Here is a 17604-nt window from a genome sequence, read left to right as displayed (position 1 = left end):
GCTACTTAAAAATTATAAGTAGCTTTTTGTTATTGAATAAAAATTATTTTAAGAAGGTAACCACAACGCGTCTGTTTTTAGCTTTTCCGCTAGCAGAATTGTTGTCAGAAACTGGTTCGTTTTGACCTTTTCCATCAATTAATTGGAAACGATTGGCTGGAATTCCTTTTTGTGTAAGATAATCTACAACGGCTTGCGCACGATTTTTAGACAACGACACATTAGAATCTGGATTTCCAACATTATCGGTATGACCAACAATTGTTAATTTGGAATTTTCTGCCTGAATTAACAAGTTGTAAATTTTCTCTAAATCTTTAGATGAATTACTTTGAACTTCGGCACTTCCTGAGTTAAAATTAATTCTCCATTCGCCACTAGCCATAACTTCGGTAGCTTTTGCAGAATAATCCGATTTATCAGCAGCAGACGATTCGATATCATTAATATTTTTTAGATAAAATAAATTTACCGCTTCGTCATAAGAAGAAACTTTTCCAACATTTTCGTTAAATCCAAACGGATTCAATTCTGTTAAATACGTTCCAACTTGATTGTAAACCGCTTTGTATCTGTTAACTCCGTCAGACAATCCAAAATATTGCATGGCATCGGCATAATTAAATACTTTAGATCCACCCATATTAAAAGTCAAACCGTTTTTAGTTCCTTGTTGTCCTTTGAACATTTTGTACCAATATTCGGGAGTTTCGATTTTGTACGTATCAGCAACTGCTTCAGAGGCTCTAACTTTCCAATCTTCATAATTTTTCATTTGGTTGGAAGCTGTCAAAGTCGATTTGAAAACATTAGAAAACACTTCTGGGTTTTTCGCTGCCCATTCTTTAACTCCAATAATTACGCAAGGCATTTGGTTGTTAAATTCTTTGGTAGAAACGATGTCAACAAAGCCATTCAATTTATCAAAAACCGTTTTGTCTCCTGGCGTCCAAGTAGCACAACCATCGATTTTTCTGTTAACTGATTTTCCAGTCAATTTTCCGTTTGTAACTTCTTTCAAAGAAACGGTAAAACCTGCAGTTTGCGATTTTATCAATTCTTCTGCCGATTTCATGTAATCATCATTTTCTGACGGATAGATATTTACAGCATCAGCATCATACGTTGTTGGATCTGGATTTACTTTTAATCCGTTTGCAAAACAATAGTTTACCGTTGTAACCCAGTCACCATCACCAAGAACGGCAGAAATTACTGAGCCTTTCATAGATTTAGGATCTGATTTCCAACTTGGTGGTCCAATTAATTTATCTTCTCCATAACTCATTCCAATTGCTCCAAAAACTTGTAAATGGTATTTATCTTTTCCGTATTTTTCGTCTAATGACTTTTGAACAGAACTGATGTAAAATGGTGCACCATCTCCCATAATCATTACAGCAGCAGCACTTTTATCTGAAGTTGGAAAAGCAGTTCCACCATCAAATTCTTCAATAAATTTCATTTGCATATTGCGTAATTCTGACAACCAGTCTTGACGAATAATTTCTAGATTTACACCGTTTTTTTCCATCAACGAACCTTTAGTTGTTTTTGGTCCACCATTGGCAACGATAATTCCAGATTCGGCATTCCAAGCGTAACCAGCAATTCTTAATACAGGTTTATCTGCAACTTCAGATGAAACTTCTTTAGATGGCAATGCTATTTTGGCAGCATTTGTAACGTTATTTACATCACTTGTATTTAATTCTATTCCGTTTAATTGTTTAGAAACTGCGGTTTTTAGACCTGGTGAAATAAAATAAACTGCAGTTAAAATCGCTCCAACTCCACCTAGAACTATTAAAAGTTCAGAAAAAGTAGTTAATTTAGTTGTTCGTAAAATTTTTCCCATTTGTATTTAAAAGTTAAATTTGTTTTTAGTTATAATATTTCCCTCGACTGCGCTCGGGATGACATAAGAGGTTAAAAAATATCTCCAAAACCACCACTGTTCAACTTGTCGTCTTTAGTGATTTTATAATTTGGACTTGTGTATTTAGTAGAATCTGGAATGGTATTGTCGCCAGTTTTAATTTGATCTGCCAACGAATCTAATCGTGAATACAGTTCGTCATTATCTACAGAATATTTCGATGTCAATGCGTCAATATCAATCAGGTTTTCAGAAGTTCTAGCAATATCCAAGGCAATTGTTGATGTTACCACTTCTAATGCGTATTCTAATTCCCAATCTTTAGTAAACATCATCGCACTTTTGGCACTTTCTGTTGCTTCTTTGGCGTTTTTAGCAAATTCGAATTCCTTTTTTAACATCACAACAGTTGCATCAAAATCGGCAATTTTTATGTCAATTGCAGTTCCGGCAAGTGTAAGTTTTCTGTCCATTTTACCAAGAACATTCGCTCTTACGCCATATTTCTGGATAAAACTTTTGCTTTGCTCGTATTGATTTGAAATTCGTTGTGAATCGGAAAGTTTTCTTGCTAATTCACTTTGTAAGGCAACATATTCATCAGTATCTTTTGCTGCAGCACCATTTATTCGAACCATTTCGTCCATGGCTGATTTCAATTTTTCGGATTGACGTTGCAAACTCAGCACATCTTCTTGAAATGATTTTGCTTCTTTTTCAGATTTAGTAGCTTCAATTTCCATTTCGTTTTTCAAACCTTTAAGCTTGGCTTTAGTGTTTTTAAAAACTTCACGGTTCTTTACCATTTTCTGTTTTTGCTCTTCTAATTCATTAAACGGATTACTCTGAATTAATGCTTTGTGCAAATTTTTAGTCATAAAACGTAAACCTTTCATGATTACTGGAAACATCATCACTAAAAAAATTAGGAAAACTCCAGTGGCTGAAAGTGCAATTGCTTGACCTAGCATTGTGAAAAGTGGCGGAATAATGTACGTCCAAGTTAGGTAACCACCAACTCCTAAAAGTCCTAAAGCGAGAATCCAAAAGATAGATTTTTCACCTTTTTTTAATGTGTTTGAACTTAATGCAATTTCACCTTTAGATTCATCAAAATGTTTAAGAATTGGAAGTTCTAAAAGTGTCGTTTTTTCTTGTGCAAATTTATCCATTGATTTTATAAGTATTGATTGATACCAGTTACGATTGTATTAATTGAATCTAAAATTTTCTTTTTTGCCAAATCATTAGCTTCAATTTTAAGTTGAATTTCGCTGAATTGCTCTTTGTTTTTGAAGTCTATTTTTTCAAGTTCGGCTTTATTTTTTTGCAAATCACTTTGAAGTTGTGCGATTTTAGATTCTAAATCACTTATCGTTCGAGTTAAATTTCCTTTTTCGGCAGTGATTGCATCGTTTAAATCTTTCTTTCTAGAATTTCCTGTAGCATCATACTTGGCATGAACTTTTTCAATTTCTTCTGTATAATATTTACTTTTTTCTAAGAGAAATGATTTAGACAATTGCGGATTGATAGTTTTTCCCATCGTAAAAGCCATTTGATAGCTTTGCGGATTGGTTGCTCCTACAGAAATTACCGATTTATACATTTCATAAAAGTCAAAACCAGTTTGATTTAAAGATTCAAAACCTTTTTCATAAACAGCAAAAATTTCGTTTAGAAATGGATTATTGGTTGCGCTTTCGGTTGGTTGAAATGTAGTAGGACTTTCTGGAAATTTATTTACATCGGAAATTGGTGTGTTTACTGTTTCTTGTTTAGAAGTATTTTCTGTTTCTTCATTTACAAAAAGACTTTTCCAATTAAAATTTTCTTTTGCCATTTGGTAGATTTTATTTTTAGATAAATAGGTAATGTTAAAGTTATACGAATATATGACTAAAAAGTTACTAATTTTTAAATAGAAATTTTAAAATTTGTAAGAATCTCTTTAAAATCAAGAAAACCCATTTTCGTCAATTGTTTTTATAAAGTGAAAACCTCTTGGAACATAGCCTTGATTATAATAGAATTTGTGTGCTACAAAGTTTCCTGTAAAAGCATCTAGAACGATACAAGTACAATTTAATTCTATGGCTTTTTCGTCAATAAAATTTGTTAGAAGTTTACCAATTCCGTTTTTTCTATAATCCGGATGGACTATAAAATTATCAATTTCTAGGTATTTTCCTGTCCATAATTTGGTGCCAAACCAAAAACCAGTTAATCCTACACAAGTTTCTCCATCAAAAACGGCAACTTGTTTGTAATTTTTTGGAATCATATCTGATAGAAAACCTTTATATCTTTCAATAGTCATGTTTGGATATAGAAATTTTATGGTTTCTATTTGCGAAAGCATTTCTTGAACGGATGTTAAAACTTGTAATTTCATTTTTTATTAAATTCAGATATAAAAATAACAAAAAAGAGCCAACTACTGTTGACTCTTTATATTTACTTTAGTTTTTTACTCTTTAATAATTCGCAATGTTTGTAAGTTTGTACCTTGTTGTACCAAAATAGTATAAACACCACTTTTATAATTTTTACCAAGTTCTAATGTTTCTAATTGTTGTATTGATAAATCTAAAACCTCTATAGTTTTACCCAACATATCATAGACTTTAATAATAACATTGTCAGATGTCAGGTTTGGTACACTTATTTTAAAACTATTTTTAAATGGATTAGGATAAATAACCATTTCATTTTTAGCAAACGCTTCATTACCCAAATTACAATTACTAGTAAAAGTAATCGTATTAATATCAATATTACAGCTATCAAGATAATTTTCTAAAGCAAGTAGTTCACTACTATCAGCGCAAATTCTTGAAAGATTTGGGCAACCTGTCCAGCATTCATTGTAGGCTGTTTGTGGACCAAAAAGTTGGGTTGTACCATTACTAATATTAATTGAGGTTAAGTTAGGATTGTTCATACAATCTAGCTCATTAAATAGTGGATTGTTGCTAAAATCTAAACTCGTTAATTGGTTGTTTTTACAAAAAACTTTTTCTAACATTGGGGTATTTTCAAAATCAAAAGTATTGATTTGGTTATTAACAAAATAAGCATTTTTTAGATTTGATAAATTACTTATATCTAAATGCGTTAATTGGTTGTTGTTACAACCTAAACTCTCTAAATTTGCAAGTTGTGATACATCAATAGTGGATAAATTATTGTAACTACAACTCAACAGTTTTAAATTGATAAGTTGTGATACATCAAGATTTGTTAAATTATTTTGACCACAAAATAAATACTCTAGGTTAACAAGTTGCGATACGTTAATACTTGTTATATTATTTTGAACACAAATCAATTGTGTTAAATTTGTAAAATGCTCAATACCCGTTAAATTATTAATTCCTGGAGTATTGATAAATAATGTACAAACCAATAATGCTTCACTTTCTTCAATTTCTCCATTATTATTAATATCTATTTTGTAATTGTTATAGTTTACACAATCAAAAGCTGTATTAATACTATATGAGGAGTTAACAAGTAAAGATTTAAAGATTGGATCTGGTATGTTTATTATTTGGCTAATTCCAATATTAAAACTAAAACAAACTATTAGTAAAACAAACTTTTTCATTTTTATCGTTTTAAAATACAAAAGGTACAAAAGATATGCTCTTGCATAATGTTAAATCAATTTTTTATATTATTGTTTATTATAAAATTTATTTCTGTTATAAAAATAACAAAAAAAGAGCCAACTACTGTTGACTCTTCTTAAAATTTATTTGAATTAAAAAATTATCCTTTCAAAGCTTCTGCTCCACCAACAATTTCTAAGATTTCGTTAGTAATTGCAGCTTGACGTGCTTTGTTGTAAGTTAATTTCAATTGATTTCTTAAATCAGTTGCATTATCAGTTGCTTTGTGCATTGCAGTCATACGAGCGCCATGTTCAGAAGCAAATGAATCTCTAATGGATTTATACAATTGTGTTTTTAACATTTTTGGAATTAATGTTTCAACAATCTCCTCTTTTGAAGGTTCAAAAATATAATCTCCAGTTGATGCTGGCTTATCAGATTTTACTGCTGCTAATGGTAAAAATTGCTCGGTTTGAACGATTTGTGTAGCGGCATTTTTAAATTGATTGTATACTATTTCAATCTTATCATAATCGCCAGAAGTGAATTTTTCTGTTAAGATATTTGCAATAGTTGCTACATTATCAAAAGTCAAATTATCGTAAACATCACTATGATTTTCAATAACCGTACTAGTCTTTGCTAAAACATCATTTCCTTTTTTACCAATTGCAAAAATATCAACTTGTTTTCCAGAATAAGATTCAGCAACAACTTTGGCTTGTTTGATAACATTTGTGTTAAATGCACCACACAAACCTCTATTTGAAGTAATTGCAACTACTAAAACCTTATTGATTTCGCGTTGTTTTGTAAAACTTCCACCAACTTCACCTTCAAGAGTTGAAGATAGATTTTGTAATAATTCCGTTAATTTTTCGGCATAAGGTCGCATAGCTGTAATTGCATCTTGTGCTTTTTTTAGCTTTGCAGCAGAAACCATTTTCATCGCAGAAGTAATCTGCATTGTTGATGAAACGGAAGTAATTCTATTACGGATTTCCTTTAAATTTGCCATGTTTTTGAGTATTAAGATTTAAATATCAAGTATCAAGATGTCTTAATTCTTGATACTTGATACTTAATGCTTTTTAATTATATTTTGCTGATAATTCTTTAGCTGTTTTTTCAATAACATCTGTGATATTATCATCTAATTTTCCTGCTTTTAATGCATCAAGAACGTCTCTATGTTTATTGTTTAAATACTCCAAGAAGTCTTTTTCGAATTCTTTTACTTTATTAACAGGAACATTTCTTAATAGGTTTTTAGATCCAGCATAGATAATTGCAACCTGATCTTCAACAGTATAAGGGTCATTCAAACCTTGTTTTAAGATTTCAACATTTCTTCTACCTTTTTCAATTACGTTTAAAGTTACCGCATCTAAATCGGATCCAAATTTAGCGAAAGCTTCCAATTCACGGAATTGCGCTTGGTCTAATTTTAAGGTACCAGCAACTTTTTTCATTGATTTAATTTGAGCATTACCTCCAACACGAGATACCGAAATACCTACGTTAATTGCAGGACGAACTCCAGAATTAAACAAATCACCATCAAGGAAAATTTGTCCATCTGTAATCGAGATTACGTTAGTTGGAATATATGCAGAAACGTCACCTGCTTGAGTTTCAATAATTGGCAATGCTGTTAATGAACCTCCACCTTTTACAATACCTTTTAAAGTATCTGGCAAATCGTTCATGTTTTTAGCGATATCATCATCTGCAATTACTTTACACGCTCTTTCTAATAAACGAGAGTGTAAGTAAAAAACGTCACCAGGATAAGCCTCACGACCTGGTGGTCTTCTTAATAAAAGTGATACTTCACGGTAAGCAACTGCTTGTTTAGATAAATCATCATAAACAATTAATGCAGGACGACCCGAATCACGGAAATATTCTCCAATTGCAGCTCCGGCCATTGGTGCATAAACCTGCATTGGTGCTGGGTCAGATGCGTTAGCTGCTACAATTACTGTATAAGCCATTGCTCCTTTTTCTTCTAGCATTTTTGCAATTCCAGCCACAGTTGATGCTTTTTGTCCGATAGCAACATAGATACAAAACACTGGTTTTCCAGCTTCGTAAAATTCTTTTTGATTTAAAATCGTGTCAATACAAACTGATGATTTACCAGTTTGACGGTCACCAATAACCAACTCACGTTGTCCACGACCCACAGGAATCATTGCATCTACAGCTTTGATACCAGTTTGTAATGGTTCTGTTACTGGTTGACGAAAGATAACACCAGGAGCTTTTCTTTCTAGTGGCATCTCATATAGTTCACCACCAATTGGTCCTTTACCGTCTATTGGCTCACCAAGTGTGTTTACAACACGACCAATGATTTGCTCACCAACTTTTAAAGAAGCAATACGTTGTGTACGTTTTACTGTAGAGCCTTCTCTGATTCCAGTAGATGGTCCTAAAAGTACAACACCAACATTGTCTTCTTCTAAGTTCAATACGATGGCTTCCAATCCGTTGTCGAATTGTACTAACTCACCATATTGAGCATTTGATAAACCGTAAACACGAGCGATACCATCACCCACTTGAAGTACAGTTCCTACTTCTTCTAACGATGCACCTGATTCAAAACCAGATAATTGTTTTTTTAATATTGCTGTAATTTCAGCTGGTTTAATTTCTGCCATAATATTTTATTATTATCTACCTAAATTTATGTTTAAGCCTGATCTTCTTGGCTCTTCTTTTATAATAACTGTATTAGTTGTATTGGTATTTTTATTTAATCTGTCTTCAACTTTTTCATCATATTTTAAAATAAAAGTTGATAGTTTTTCTTCATTTAAAGCACAATCAACTAAAGTATTAGACTTTAATAATTTCTCAATCAATACTTTTTTTGTAAAAATATAGCTTTTAGAAGTAAATTCTTGATGAGATTCAACGAAAATAACTTTAATGTATAATGACTCTTGAGTAGTATCTGGTCTCAAGTATTTCAATATCATTACATCTTCGCCTTTAAGGTTTTGAAAACTTACATTGTTAGAATCAGATTCATATTTTAAGCATTCTTTTCCATCAATAGAAACAATTCCTTTTTTGAAATTTATATCTTGACCAAAAGTTGCAAATGAGCAAAGTAAAACTAAAGCAGTTACAATATTTTTGATGTTTTTCATACTAAATTAATTTGCAAACTCACGTTTCAATTCACTTAATTTATTAGCAACAGAGGCATTGTATTGCTTGTCACCAACTCTTAATATAAACCCACCGATGATTGCTGGATCTACTATATTTTCAATTGTGATTTTTTTGTTTGAAAATTCTGCAATTTTAGCCAATACTTTAGTTTCTAATTCTGGAGTAATTGGGAAGGCTGTAGTTACTTTGGCAACTTCTATTCCGTTACTTTCGTCAAATAATCTAGTGTATTCTATAGCTATTGAAGCAAGAATTTCAAATCTTTTATTTTCTAACAACAAGTGAAACAAACTGTTGGTTTCTGCTTGAACATTTGAAAATATTTCAGATACAGCCGATTTCTTAACCTCCATTTTAATAACTGGACTTGATAAAAAATCTTTCAATTCAGGACTTTCAGCTACAGCATTAACAATCGATTTCATGTCGTTATTAACTGCGTCAGCTTTTCCTGAAGTTTGTGCAATATCTAAAATTGCTTTGGCATATCTAATCGCTGCTCTTGACATATTGATTAGTTTAATTTAGCGTCACCCAACATTTTCTCAACTAATTTAGTTTGAGAATCTTTGTTAGATAATTCGTCTCTTAATACTTTTTCTGCGATTTCTAATGACAATGACGAAACTTGATTTTTCAATTCTGCCATAGCTGCATTTTTCTCGCTATTGATTGCTGCTTTCGCTTGTTCAATCATTTTTTCACCTGTTGCTTGGGCTTCAACTTTAGCATCGTTTATCATTTTATCTTTGATTTCACGAGCATCTTTCATTAAAGCATCACGCTCAGCTCTTGCATCAGCTAATAATTTTTCATTATCTGATTTAAGATTTTGCATTTCTTTTTTAGCATTTTCAGCCGAAAGCAATGCATTTTTAATTCCTTCTTCTCTTTCGTTTACAGCGTCAAGAATAGGTTTCCAAGCGAATTTTTTTAATAAAAGGATTAATCCAACAAACAAAACTGTTTGCATGATGAACAATCCAACCGAAAACTGACCTAATAATTCTTCCATATATATGTATTCTTAAATTAGAATTTCAAAATTAATAAACAATTGTTGTAACCAACCGTTACAACAATTGTTTGTTTTAATTATTTTACTGCGAATAACGCTGCAAAACCAATACCTTCAATTAAAGCTGCTGCAATAAGCATAGCTGTTTGAATTTTTCCTGAAGCTTCTGGTTGACGTGCAATTGCATCCATAGCAGATCCACCAATTTTACCAATACCTAAACCAGCACCGATAACGATTAATCCTGCTCCAACAAGGTTAAGAGTTCCTTCCATAATGTATATATATTTAATTAAACATTCAATTTATTAATGAGCATCCTCATGATGATGCTCTTCTTTAGCCGCACCAAAATATAATGCGGTTAGCATAGTGAAAATATAAGCCTGTAATAAAGCTACTAAAATCTCTAATATTGACAATACGAAGGCCAATATGAAAGACAAAGGACTTCCGATTGGACTATTAAAAGTGTACATTAATGCAATAATACTCATTAATACAACATGTCCTGCCAGCATATTAGCATACAAACGAATCATTAATGAAAATGGCTTAATGATTGTTCCTAAAAACTCAATAGGTGCTAAAATAATTTTCATTGGTACAGGCACACCTGGCATCCAAAAAATATGTCCCCAATAATTTTTATTGGCTGTAAAAGTTGTAATTAAATAAGTAATAATTGCCAAAGCAGCAGTGATTGCAATATTACCAGTTACATTTACTCCAAGAGGAGTTAAACCAAACATATTTAAAAACCATATAAAGAAAAATACCGTCAACAAATGACTCATGTATTTTTTATAATGTTTTTCTCCGATATTAGGGATAGCTATTTCGTCTCTTATGTATAAAACTAAAGGCTCAAAAAACCTACCTGCTCCGGTTGCAATTCCACCATTTTTAACATAGGATTTACCTAAATTTCTAAAAACTATAAGCATAATCAAAGCAACAATCAAAATCATTACAATACTTTTGGTAATCGAAAAATCAATAGGTTTAGTATTGGTAGTATGATGTTCTTCATTAACGTTAAAAGTTCCTTTTACATCAGTATTATAAATCATACCATCATGGTGATTTATAGCAAAATATTTTCCGTTTGATTCAGCAACTGCTTCGCCATGATGGAATTCAGATGACATGAAAAAATGTAATCCATCTTGCCATAAAATTACTGGCAAAGGAATGCCAACGTGCTTTTCATGACCTGACTCTTTTCCATAAGAAAATAAATGAAAATCGTGAGAATCTAATAAGTGATGTTGAATAAATTCAGCTCTTTCCTCTTCTGGTGTCTTTTCAACTTCTTCATGAGAAGCTTCAGCCGTTTTCGCAACAGTTTGAACCTCAACAGATGTTGAATCACTTGTAGGAATTGCACTTGAAACTAATGGCATAAATGCTACTAAAAGTGCCGCGATAAAATGGAGTGGTTTTTTTGAAATCACCATAACTTTATTTTACTTAAATTTTAAGGTTTCTAAAATTTGGTGCAAAGGTACATTTTTTATTAATATTCCAAGTAGATTAAAATATTTTTTTAGTAGAATTTGCAGATTTAACGATTGATTATTGCTTTTTATTTAATAATCTAATAGTTATTAACGTCTCCATTGCTAAAAAAAGAATAAATACTATAAAAAAATTAATTCTTTCAACAGAATTTTCATTACTAGATGGCACAATTTTAGAAAAAACAAAGTATAAAACACCAACTTTTACTGTAGTCATAAGCATAAATGTCATTCCTACAACATCTTTATTCTTTGAATTAACAACAATTGATGTGGACAAAATTAAAACAGAAAAAAGTGTTAAAATAAAATATACAAATTCTAATGTAGTGCTAAACAGTCTAAAATTTGTATAAAAAAATTCGCTTTGTAAAATTATTTTATTGATAAAAAAAAGTACAATTGAAATAGATATAGTAGCTATTAGGGTTTTATATAGTTGAAGTTTCATTCGAATTATTATTCTGAGTTGCCAAGATCTTTTACTTGTCTATAAACGTTGTATAATGCAAGAAAAACGCCTAGTAATGTTACTATTTTGGTGCAGATTTCTTTAGGGTTTGGATATTTTTCATCCAACCATTTTCCTGCATAAGCGAACACAAAAATAATTACGCCCATTTGTATAGGAATATTTATTAATGCCAACCATTTATTACGCTGTTTTTTCTTCGACTGGTTGTCCATGTAAAAGGTTTTTTATATGTGGTTTCATAGTGCAAGTTGCTGTAAATTCTGCTCCAGGTTCTACTGCTAATTTTCCGCAAATTACCTCTCCGTGAATGACGGCTTTTGCTTTAAGATTTAAGATTTCTTTGACATGAATTTTTCCGTCAAATTTGCCTTCAATGTCACAATTTTTACAAATGATATTGCCTTTCACGCTTCCTGCTGGTCCAATAACTAGCTTTCCTTTAGACTCAAAATCACCTATTAAATGTCCATCCAAACGAAAATCTGCAGGAGAAGAAATATCACCTTTTATTGTCGTTCCTTCTACTATTCTATTAGTTTTACCTAATAAATCGGTATATGATTTTGGTTTTTTATCAAACATAAATTTATGGTTTTTTCTGTTGCATGTCTGGTGTTGGTGGCATCATGCTTTTGGGCGGTAAATCATCCTTGGTTTCCATCGGATTAACTGGCGCTTGATTTTGGTTTTCTTTTCCTTTAACTGCTGGCGTTTGATTATTTTTTATTTTATTATCGTACGCTTGTTCTGCTTCTTTTAAATTTTTCTCTGGTTTTGCTTGTGGTACAACAATATTTCTCTGTATTGGGACAATCTCTTTATTTAACCAATCGCCAGAAATATATTCATCAATATTTTTCTTTATTTGAACTACTTTATAGTTTTCACTAGAAATAATTACTGCTGTATCTGGAATTTTATATTCTTTAAATTCTTTTAAAACTTGAGCTATTCCCTTGGCATTTTCAAGTGATTTTATTGCGTGAATAACAATAAAGTTTTTATCAATAGTATAAATATCTGTAGAGATTGATAAGGTTTCTATTGTTCTTTCTTTGGCAAATTTATTTAGTTTTTCTAATAACGTTTTTGTGTTTTTATCGTCTAGATTATCAGCTTTATACAAAATATTCCAGGACAACGGAAATTCAGAATTGAAAGATAACGATTCTAGATAAGGAATTCTATTGGCTATAAATTGCTCTGTTTCTTTTCCTTCATCACTGTTTGGATAAGTTAGCGCAACAAAGTTTAACGCTTTTTTAAACGCTTCTAATCCTTTTAATTTTCCAAGAAGGTTTGCCTTCAACAATTCAAATTTTGGCAACATTTCTTCTCCAGTAAATTGTTCTATTGCGACTTCAGTTTTGGGCAATATTTCTCTATACAATCCTTTTTCGTATTCTTTATAAAGTGCATCATAAGCCACTTCTGGCGTAGAACTTATTTGGTTTTCTAAAGATGTATTGCTTATAATTTGCGCATATCGCGAATCTGGATATTGTGCAATAATTTTAGATTTCATCGCCAAGGCTTTACTTGCATCTATAATTTCGTAAATTTTATATAAATTATACATTGACGGCAATATTAAGCGTTCTTCTGGTTTATTGCCTAGAAGTTTCTCTAGTTTTTCTGCTGCTCTTTTATATTCTTTAAATTTCTCTTTGTAGATACTACCCAGTTGGTAATATGCAAAATTTCTTTCTTTTGAAATACTATCAAGAGCTTTATCAGATGATGGAATATTTTTTAAATAAAAATTGGTAGTATATTTTTCTTCAACTTGTTTTGTTTTATCATTGCCTTCTGATGCATCGGTTATATCATCTGTTGCGGCATCTTTAACTGCTTCTTTAGATAATCTCCAGTTTTCAACATGGGCTCTATTTCCCCATTTTTTCTTAAATTCTACTTTTCCGTAAGCTACAGTTGTAGGATTATAAAAATAAAATGTGCTTCCAGAGTTGGAGTTGGAAATAAGTGGTGTGGTAGTTATTATCTTAGTAGGTACATTATTACTAGATTGAAAATCATTAGTAGCGCTTTTTTTTCCTTTCAATTCATCGCCAGAATTTATTGCAATTTGTTCTTTTTCTTTAGCTTGTTTTTCTGCAAGTTCTAGTTGCTTTTTGTCTTCTTTTTTTAAGTTTTCAATATACTCTTTATAATAATTTTCTCTTTCTGATAAAGACATCGATGCTACTCTCAATATACTATCATTACGCTGTGCTATTCCTTCAAATTTGATTACATCTTCAAGATTTTCTCTCTTTTTAGCAATCAATTTATATTCTCTAGTTCGCGGATTTAAAACCGTTAATGTACTGTCAAAATATTTTCCTGCAGTTACATACTTCGCTTTATTAAAATGTAATTCTGCAAGATTTCTATAATTGGATGCTATCAAATAAATATCTTGTGATTTGTTTTTTAAAGACAAATTATAATATTTTTTTGCAACTTCGGGCTTCTTTAATTTATCATAAAACAATGCCATCTGATGGTTTAGCACGTCTAGAAATGGTCTGTTTTCTCTATCTTTTAAAAAGAAATTGTATTTTTTAATGAAAGCAACGGTGTCGCCTTTTTCAAAATCAAATTGTTGTGCTTGTCTTGCATGTGATTGAATTACATATTGACGTGCCGATTTTCTTTTCATATCAATAACTTCTTGATATTTGGCGAAAGCACTGTCTTTATAACCCATTTGCTCATAAACTTGCCCTAAAATAAAATGATAACGTGCTTTCTCTTCGTCAGATTTTGTAAATTCTGTTGCTAATTTAAGTTTGGCAACTGCGCTATCTTTTTCTTTCAAGTTTAAAAATGCCTGAGCGAGAGTCGCATTTGCATCGGCAAAAATTTGATCTTTAAATTTTATTTCTTTTAATAATTTTCTAAGATTAATAACCGCTAATGCGTCATTATCCATACGCATATTGGTTTTTTCTCGCCAAATTTTTACTTCGTAAATCTTGTCACTACTAGGATATTTGTACAAAACATAATTAAAAGCTTCCAATGCAGGTACAAAACGTTGTTCATAATAACGTGATTTACCCAGCATTAAATGCGCTTCGTCCATTTGTGGATTTTTTTCAGAGCCGCCAATGTTCATAGAATGCTTTTGAATGGCCATTGTTGCTTTGGTTTCGGCTCTTTCAAAGTTTGGATTTTTGACCTTGTTTTCAGTAGATTGATCTTGAACAATTTGCATTCTTTCTACAGGAAGCGTTTCCCAAAAATTATCTTTGTATTGCGATTTTAAATCGGCAATTCCTTTATTGAGCGCAATTCCTCCATTGTAAAGAATGTTATCCTTTGTGGTTAATGCGTTATAATTTCTTGAAACAAAAGTGTTTTTCTTTGTAGAACAAGCTACAAAAAAAACAACAAATCCTGTTATAAATGTGTATTTAAGAATATTGATTTTCAATGTAAAAACGTTTTTATAATTAACTCTAAAAGGTTAATTTTAGTATAATTGACTGGTAAAAATACACTTCTTTTTGATAAGGAGAAAAAAATAATGCTTTTTTTAAAAAAGAAATCCGCAAAACAAAATTATGTTTTACGGATTTTATAATTTTTAAATTAAAATTATACTGCAAAAAATGCTTCTAATTCTTTCAATGTTTCTGGCGATGTTTCAATGTCTTTTACAATTTCACCTTTATTTAAAGCTACAATTCTGTTACAAACTTCAACCGTATGAACCAAATCATGTGATGAAACTAAAACAGTAACTTCAGGATTATCAGACAATTCTTTGATTATTTTTTTTAATCGGTTTACTGTTGTTGGATCTAAATTGGCAAATGGCTCATCAAGAATTACAACTTCTGGATTTCCAATTAAAGTGGCAATAATTCCCACTTTTTTCATGTTTCCTTTTGATAAATCTCTTAAATATTTTTTGCTTTTTAATATTTCTCCGTTAAAAAATTCTTCGTGTTTTGCTAATAGTGCATCAACATCGGCTTTATTCTGACCTCGTAAATCGCCAATAAAATAGAAATATTCTTCGGCTGTTAAATATCCAATAAGAAAACTTTCGTCAATAAATGCTGCTGTAAATGGTTTCCAAGCTTCACTTGTATTGATTTGAATATCGCTGTTTTTTATAAATCCTGAACTTGGTTGAATTAAGTCTAACAACAAACTGAAAAAGGTGGTTTTTCCAGCACCGTTATTTCCTACCAAACCAAAACTTTGTCCTTTTGGAATTTCAAGATTGGTTATGTTTAATACTTTAACTCCGTTGGTATATGTTTTTGAAAGATTGTTTACTTGTATCATTTTTGAAAATGTTTAAAAGTTTATGGTTTAAAAGTTTATGAGTTTGGTTTTATGTAAATACTAGAAACTGAATACTAATTTTTTTGTTTGTAAGCGGCAATGGTTGCGTATTTTTCTGATTTATAGATTTTTTCTATTAGATTAAAAACATAATTTCTAAAAGCAAATCCGATAATTCCAGCTAAGGCAACAAATAATAATCCAATGTTTGGTGAAAAAACATAATATCCTAAAGCATAAACTGCCATTGGTAGTAGTAGTTTTGGAATAGCAATTAACATCGTTTTTATATTGAACGCTTGCTTATCTCCAAAAGCTCCTTTTCCTGTAGATAAATCAATTGGAGTTTTAACAAATGCGCCGCCAAGCATTACTATATGTGAGTTTACACCAATATTAAAAATGGCCCCAACCACAATTAATAGGTATGTATGGACTCCAAAATATAAATAAAATGACGCTAAAATTGTTGAAATTACTGTTCCTATAACCATCAACCACCATTTAGAACTGATGTATTCTTTGTACTGAATATTTTGGCTCATCATTAATTGATAATAAGCGCTGTCCCAACTTGGTACAAATTGTCCGAAGGTGAATAGAAATCCGCCCGAAACAAATATCCCAGCAAAAATTTGCATCATAGGGCTTCTATAAGCTTCAATTGAATTGGTGAAAAATAACAATCCGTAAAAAAGAAAAACAAAACTCATAATAACGGTTGTTTTAGATCTTTTGTTTCTTTTTAATAAACGGATGTCGTTTTTTAAGAATGTTCCTAAAGTTCCAAATTGGTTCAACCAAGTAAAATTTTCTGTTTTAGCGATATCGCTTTTTGCAGCCAACCCTTCGTCGAGATTTAAATTACTTTTAAAATAATTGAAAGCCAAATAATACAACCCAACAACAACCAAAATTGGAATTAAAAACAAATAACTTGATGAATACAAACCATTAAAAAACAGTGACGTATAATTTGTTACATCAAAAACCTTATAATATTGAGCTGCGCCACAACCAGCAACAATTGCTAAAACAGAATAAAAAACGCTGTCTTTATTGTTGATAAGCACATTTATAAAATTGTTAGAATAAAATAAAGCTACAATTGCCAAATGCCATAAAAGGATGTGCACAACAGAAAATCCATTGATTATAAGCATTATAGAAAACGGAATAAAGAAAAAAGCGTGTGCCCAATTAAAGAATGACAAAGCCGTTTTGCCAAGTGTAAAATGAACAATCGTATGTCTATTTATTGGCAATGTTAGCAAAGGTCTAATATTCATTACTGGCAATTTCTGTAAAAAGTACCTGATTACCAAATCCAACACAAAATAATAAATTAGAAATTTGTTTACTGTAGGAAAAGGAGGCAATCCCATATCTTCAAGAATTGGATAAATTCCGAAACCTAAAAGCAAAAAAATTGCAATAAAATAAAGCGCTCCAAGAATCATAAATATTTTTAGCGCCAAATTGGTTTTAAAAGAAGCCGATCGAAGAAACGATTTCCATTCGAGGTTAATAAAATGTTTGAACATTGCTTGTTGTTTTTTAGTTTATAAATTAGTTTATAAATGTATTAAAATGTTACACAC

The 17604-nt window shown here is 30.9% G+C and carries 18 protein-coding genes; all 18 read right to left on the bottom strand.

Annotated elements, in window-relative coordinates:
* Window positions 1-43: 43 nt before the first annotated feature.
* Window positions 44-1858, bottom strand: a complete 1815-nt coding sequence (locus ACH2CG_RS12100) for an OmpA family protein (protein ID WP_395065528.1) — start codon at window positions 1856-1858, stop codon at window positions 44-46.
* A 71-nt stretch (window positions 1859-1929) separates the two neighbouring features.
* Window positions 1930-3051 carry a hypothetical protein gene (locus ACH2CG_RS12095; protein WP_395065526.1) on the bottom strand — a complete coding sequence of 374 codons (1122 nt, stop codon included), beginning with the start codon at window positions 3049-3051 and terminating at the stop codon, window positions 1930-1932.
* A gap of 5 nt (window positions 3052-3056) precedes the next feature.
* Complete coding sequence (locus ACH2CG_RS12090) at window positions 3057-3722, bottom strand: hypothetical protein (RefSeq protein ID WP_395065524.1); 666 nt, start codon at window positions 3720-3722, stop codon at window positions 3057-3059.
* 114 nt (window positions 3723-3836) lie between these two features.
* Window positions 3837-4274 (bottom strand): GNAT family N-acetyltransferase, encoded by a 438-nt coding sequence (locus ACH2CG_RS12085; RefSeq protein WP_395065522.1) that lies wholly within the window; start codon window positions 4272-4274, stop codon window positions 3837-3839.
* 75 nt (window positions 4275-4349) lie between these two features.
* Entirely contained in the window at window positions 4350-5489 is a 1140-nt protein-coding gene (locus tag ACH2CG_RS12080) for a T9SS type A sorting domain-containing protein (RefSeq protein ID WP_395065520.1), read from the bottom strand.
* Window positions 5490-5653: 164 nt separating this feature from the next.
* Window positions 5654-6514, bottom strand: a complete 861-nt coding sequence (gene atpG, locus ACH2CG_RS12075) for an ATP synthase F1 subunit gamma (protein WP_395065518.1) — start codon at window positions 6512-6514, stop codon at window positions 5654-5656.
* A gap of 73 nt (window positions 6515-6587) precedes the next feature.
* Entirely contained in the window at window positions 6588-8165 is a 1578-nt protein-coding gene (gene atpA / locus ACH2CG_RS12070) for a F0F1 ATP synthase subunit alpha (RefSeq protein WP_395065516.1), read from the bottom strand.
* Between the two features lie 12 nt (window positions 8166-8177).
* Window positions 8178-8660, bottom strand: coding sequence for a hypothetical protein (locus ACH2CG_RS12065; protein WP_395065514.1), 483 nt, complete (start codon window positions 8658-8660; stop codon window positions 8178-8180).
* A gap of 6 nt (window positions 8661-8666) precedes the next feature.
* Entirely contained in the window at window positions 8667-9200 is a 534-nt protein-coding gene (gene atpH, locus ACH2CG_RS12060) for an ATP synthase F1 subunit delta (protein WP_395065608.1), read from the bottom strand.
* The gene (locus tag ACH2CG_RS12055) at window positions 9200-9700 is read right to left on the bottom strand and encodes a F0F1 ATP synthase subunit B (protein WP_395065512.1); all 501 of its coding nucleotides are present in this window, start codon (window positions 9698-9700) and stop codon (window positions 9200-9202) included. Before ACH2CG_RS12055 ends, atpH begins: the two co-directional genes overlap by 1 nt.
* Window positions 9701-9780: 80 nt before the next feature.
* On the bottom strand, window positions 9781-9978 hold the full coding sequence (atpE, locus tag ACH2CG_RS12050; RefSeq protein WP_395065510.1) for an ATP synthase F0 subunit C: 198 nt from the start codon (window positions 9976-9978) through the stop codon (window positions 9781-9783).
* A 33-nt stretch (window positions 9979-10011) separates the two neighbouring features.
* Entirely contained in the window at window positions 10012-11163 is a 1152-nt protein-coding gene (gene atpB / locus ACH2CG_RS12045) for a F0F1 ATP synthase subunit A (RefSeq protein ID WP_395065508.1), read from the bottom strand.
* Between the two features lie 118 nt (window positions 11164-11281).
* The gene (locus tag ACH2CG_RS12040; RefSeq protein ID WP_395065506.1) at window positions 11282-11677 is read right to left on the bottom strand and encodes a hypothetical protein; all 396 of its coding nucleotides are present in this window, start codon (window positions 11675-11677) and stop codon (window positions 11282-11284) included.
* Between the two features lie 8 nt (window positions 11678-11685).
* Window positions 11686-11913, bottom strand: coding sequence for an AtpZ/AtpI family protein (locus tag ACH2CG_RS12035; RefSeq protein ID WP_395065504.1), 228 nt, complete (start codon window positions 11911-11913; stop codon window positions 11686-11688).
* The gene (locus ACH2CG_RS12030; RefSeq protein ID WP_395065502.1) at window positions 11882-12283 is read right to left on the bottom strand and encodes a polymer-forming cytoskeletal protein; all 402 of its coding nucleotides are present in this window, start codon (window positions 12281-12283) and stop codon (window positions 11882-11884) included. Before ACH2CG_RS12030 ends, ACH2CG_RS12035 begins: the two co-directional genes overlap by 32 nt.
* A 4-nt stretch (window positions 12284-12287) precedes the next feature.
* Window positions 12288-15140 (bottom strand): gliding motility protein, encoded by a 2853-nt coding sequence (locus ACH2CG_RS12025; protein ID WP_395065500.1) that lies wholly within the window; start codon window positions 15138-15140, stop codon window positions 12288-12290.
* A gap of 164 nt (window positions 15141-15304) precedes the next feature.
* Window positions 15305-16003 carry an ABC transporter ATP-binding protein gene (locus tag ACH2CG_RS12020; protein ID WP_395065498.1) on the bottom strand — a complete coding sequence of 233 codons (699 nt, stop codon included), beginning with the start codon at window positions 16001-16003 and terminating at the stop codon, window positions 15305-15307.
* A 74-nt stretch (window positions 16004-16077) separates the two neighbouring features.
* Window positions 16078-17547, bottom strand: coding sequence for a DUF5687 family protein (locus ACH2CG_RS12015; RefSeq protein ID WP_395065496.1), 1470 nt, complete (start codon window positions 17545-17547; stop codon window positions 16078-16080).
* Between the last annotated feature and the right edge of the window lie 57 nt (window positions 17548-17604).

Source organism: Flavobacterium sp. (assembly GCF_043778725.1).
In the GTDB taxonomy this organism is placed as follows: domain Bacteria; phylum Bacteroidota; class Bacteroidia; order Flavobacteriales; family Flavobacteriaceae; genus Flavobacterium.
This window is presented reverse-complemented; position numbering and strand designations above follow the sequence as displayed.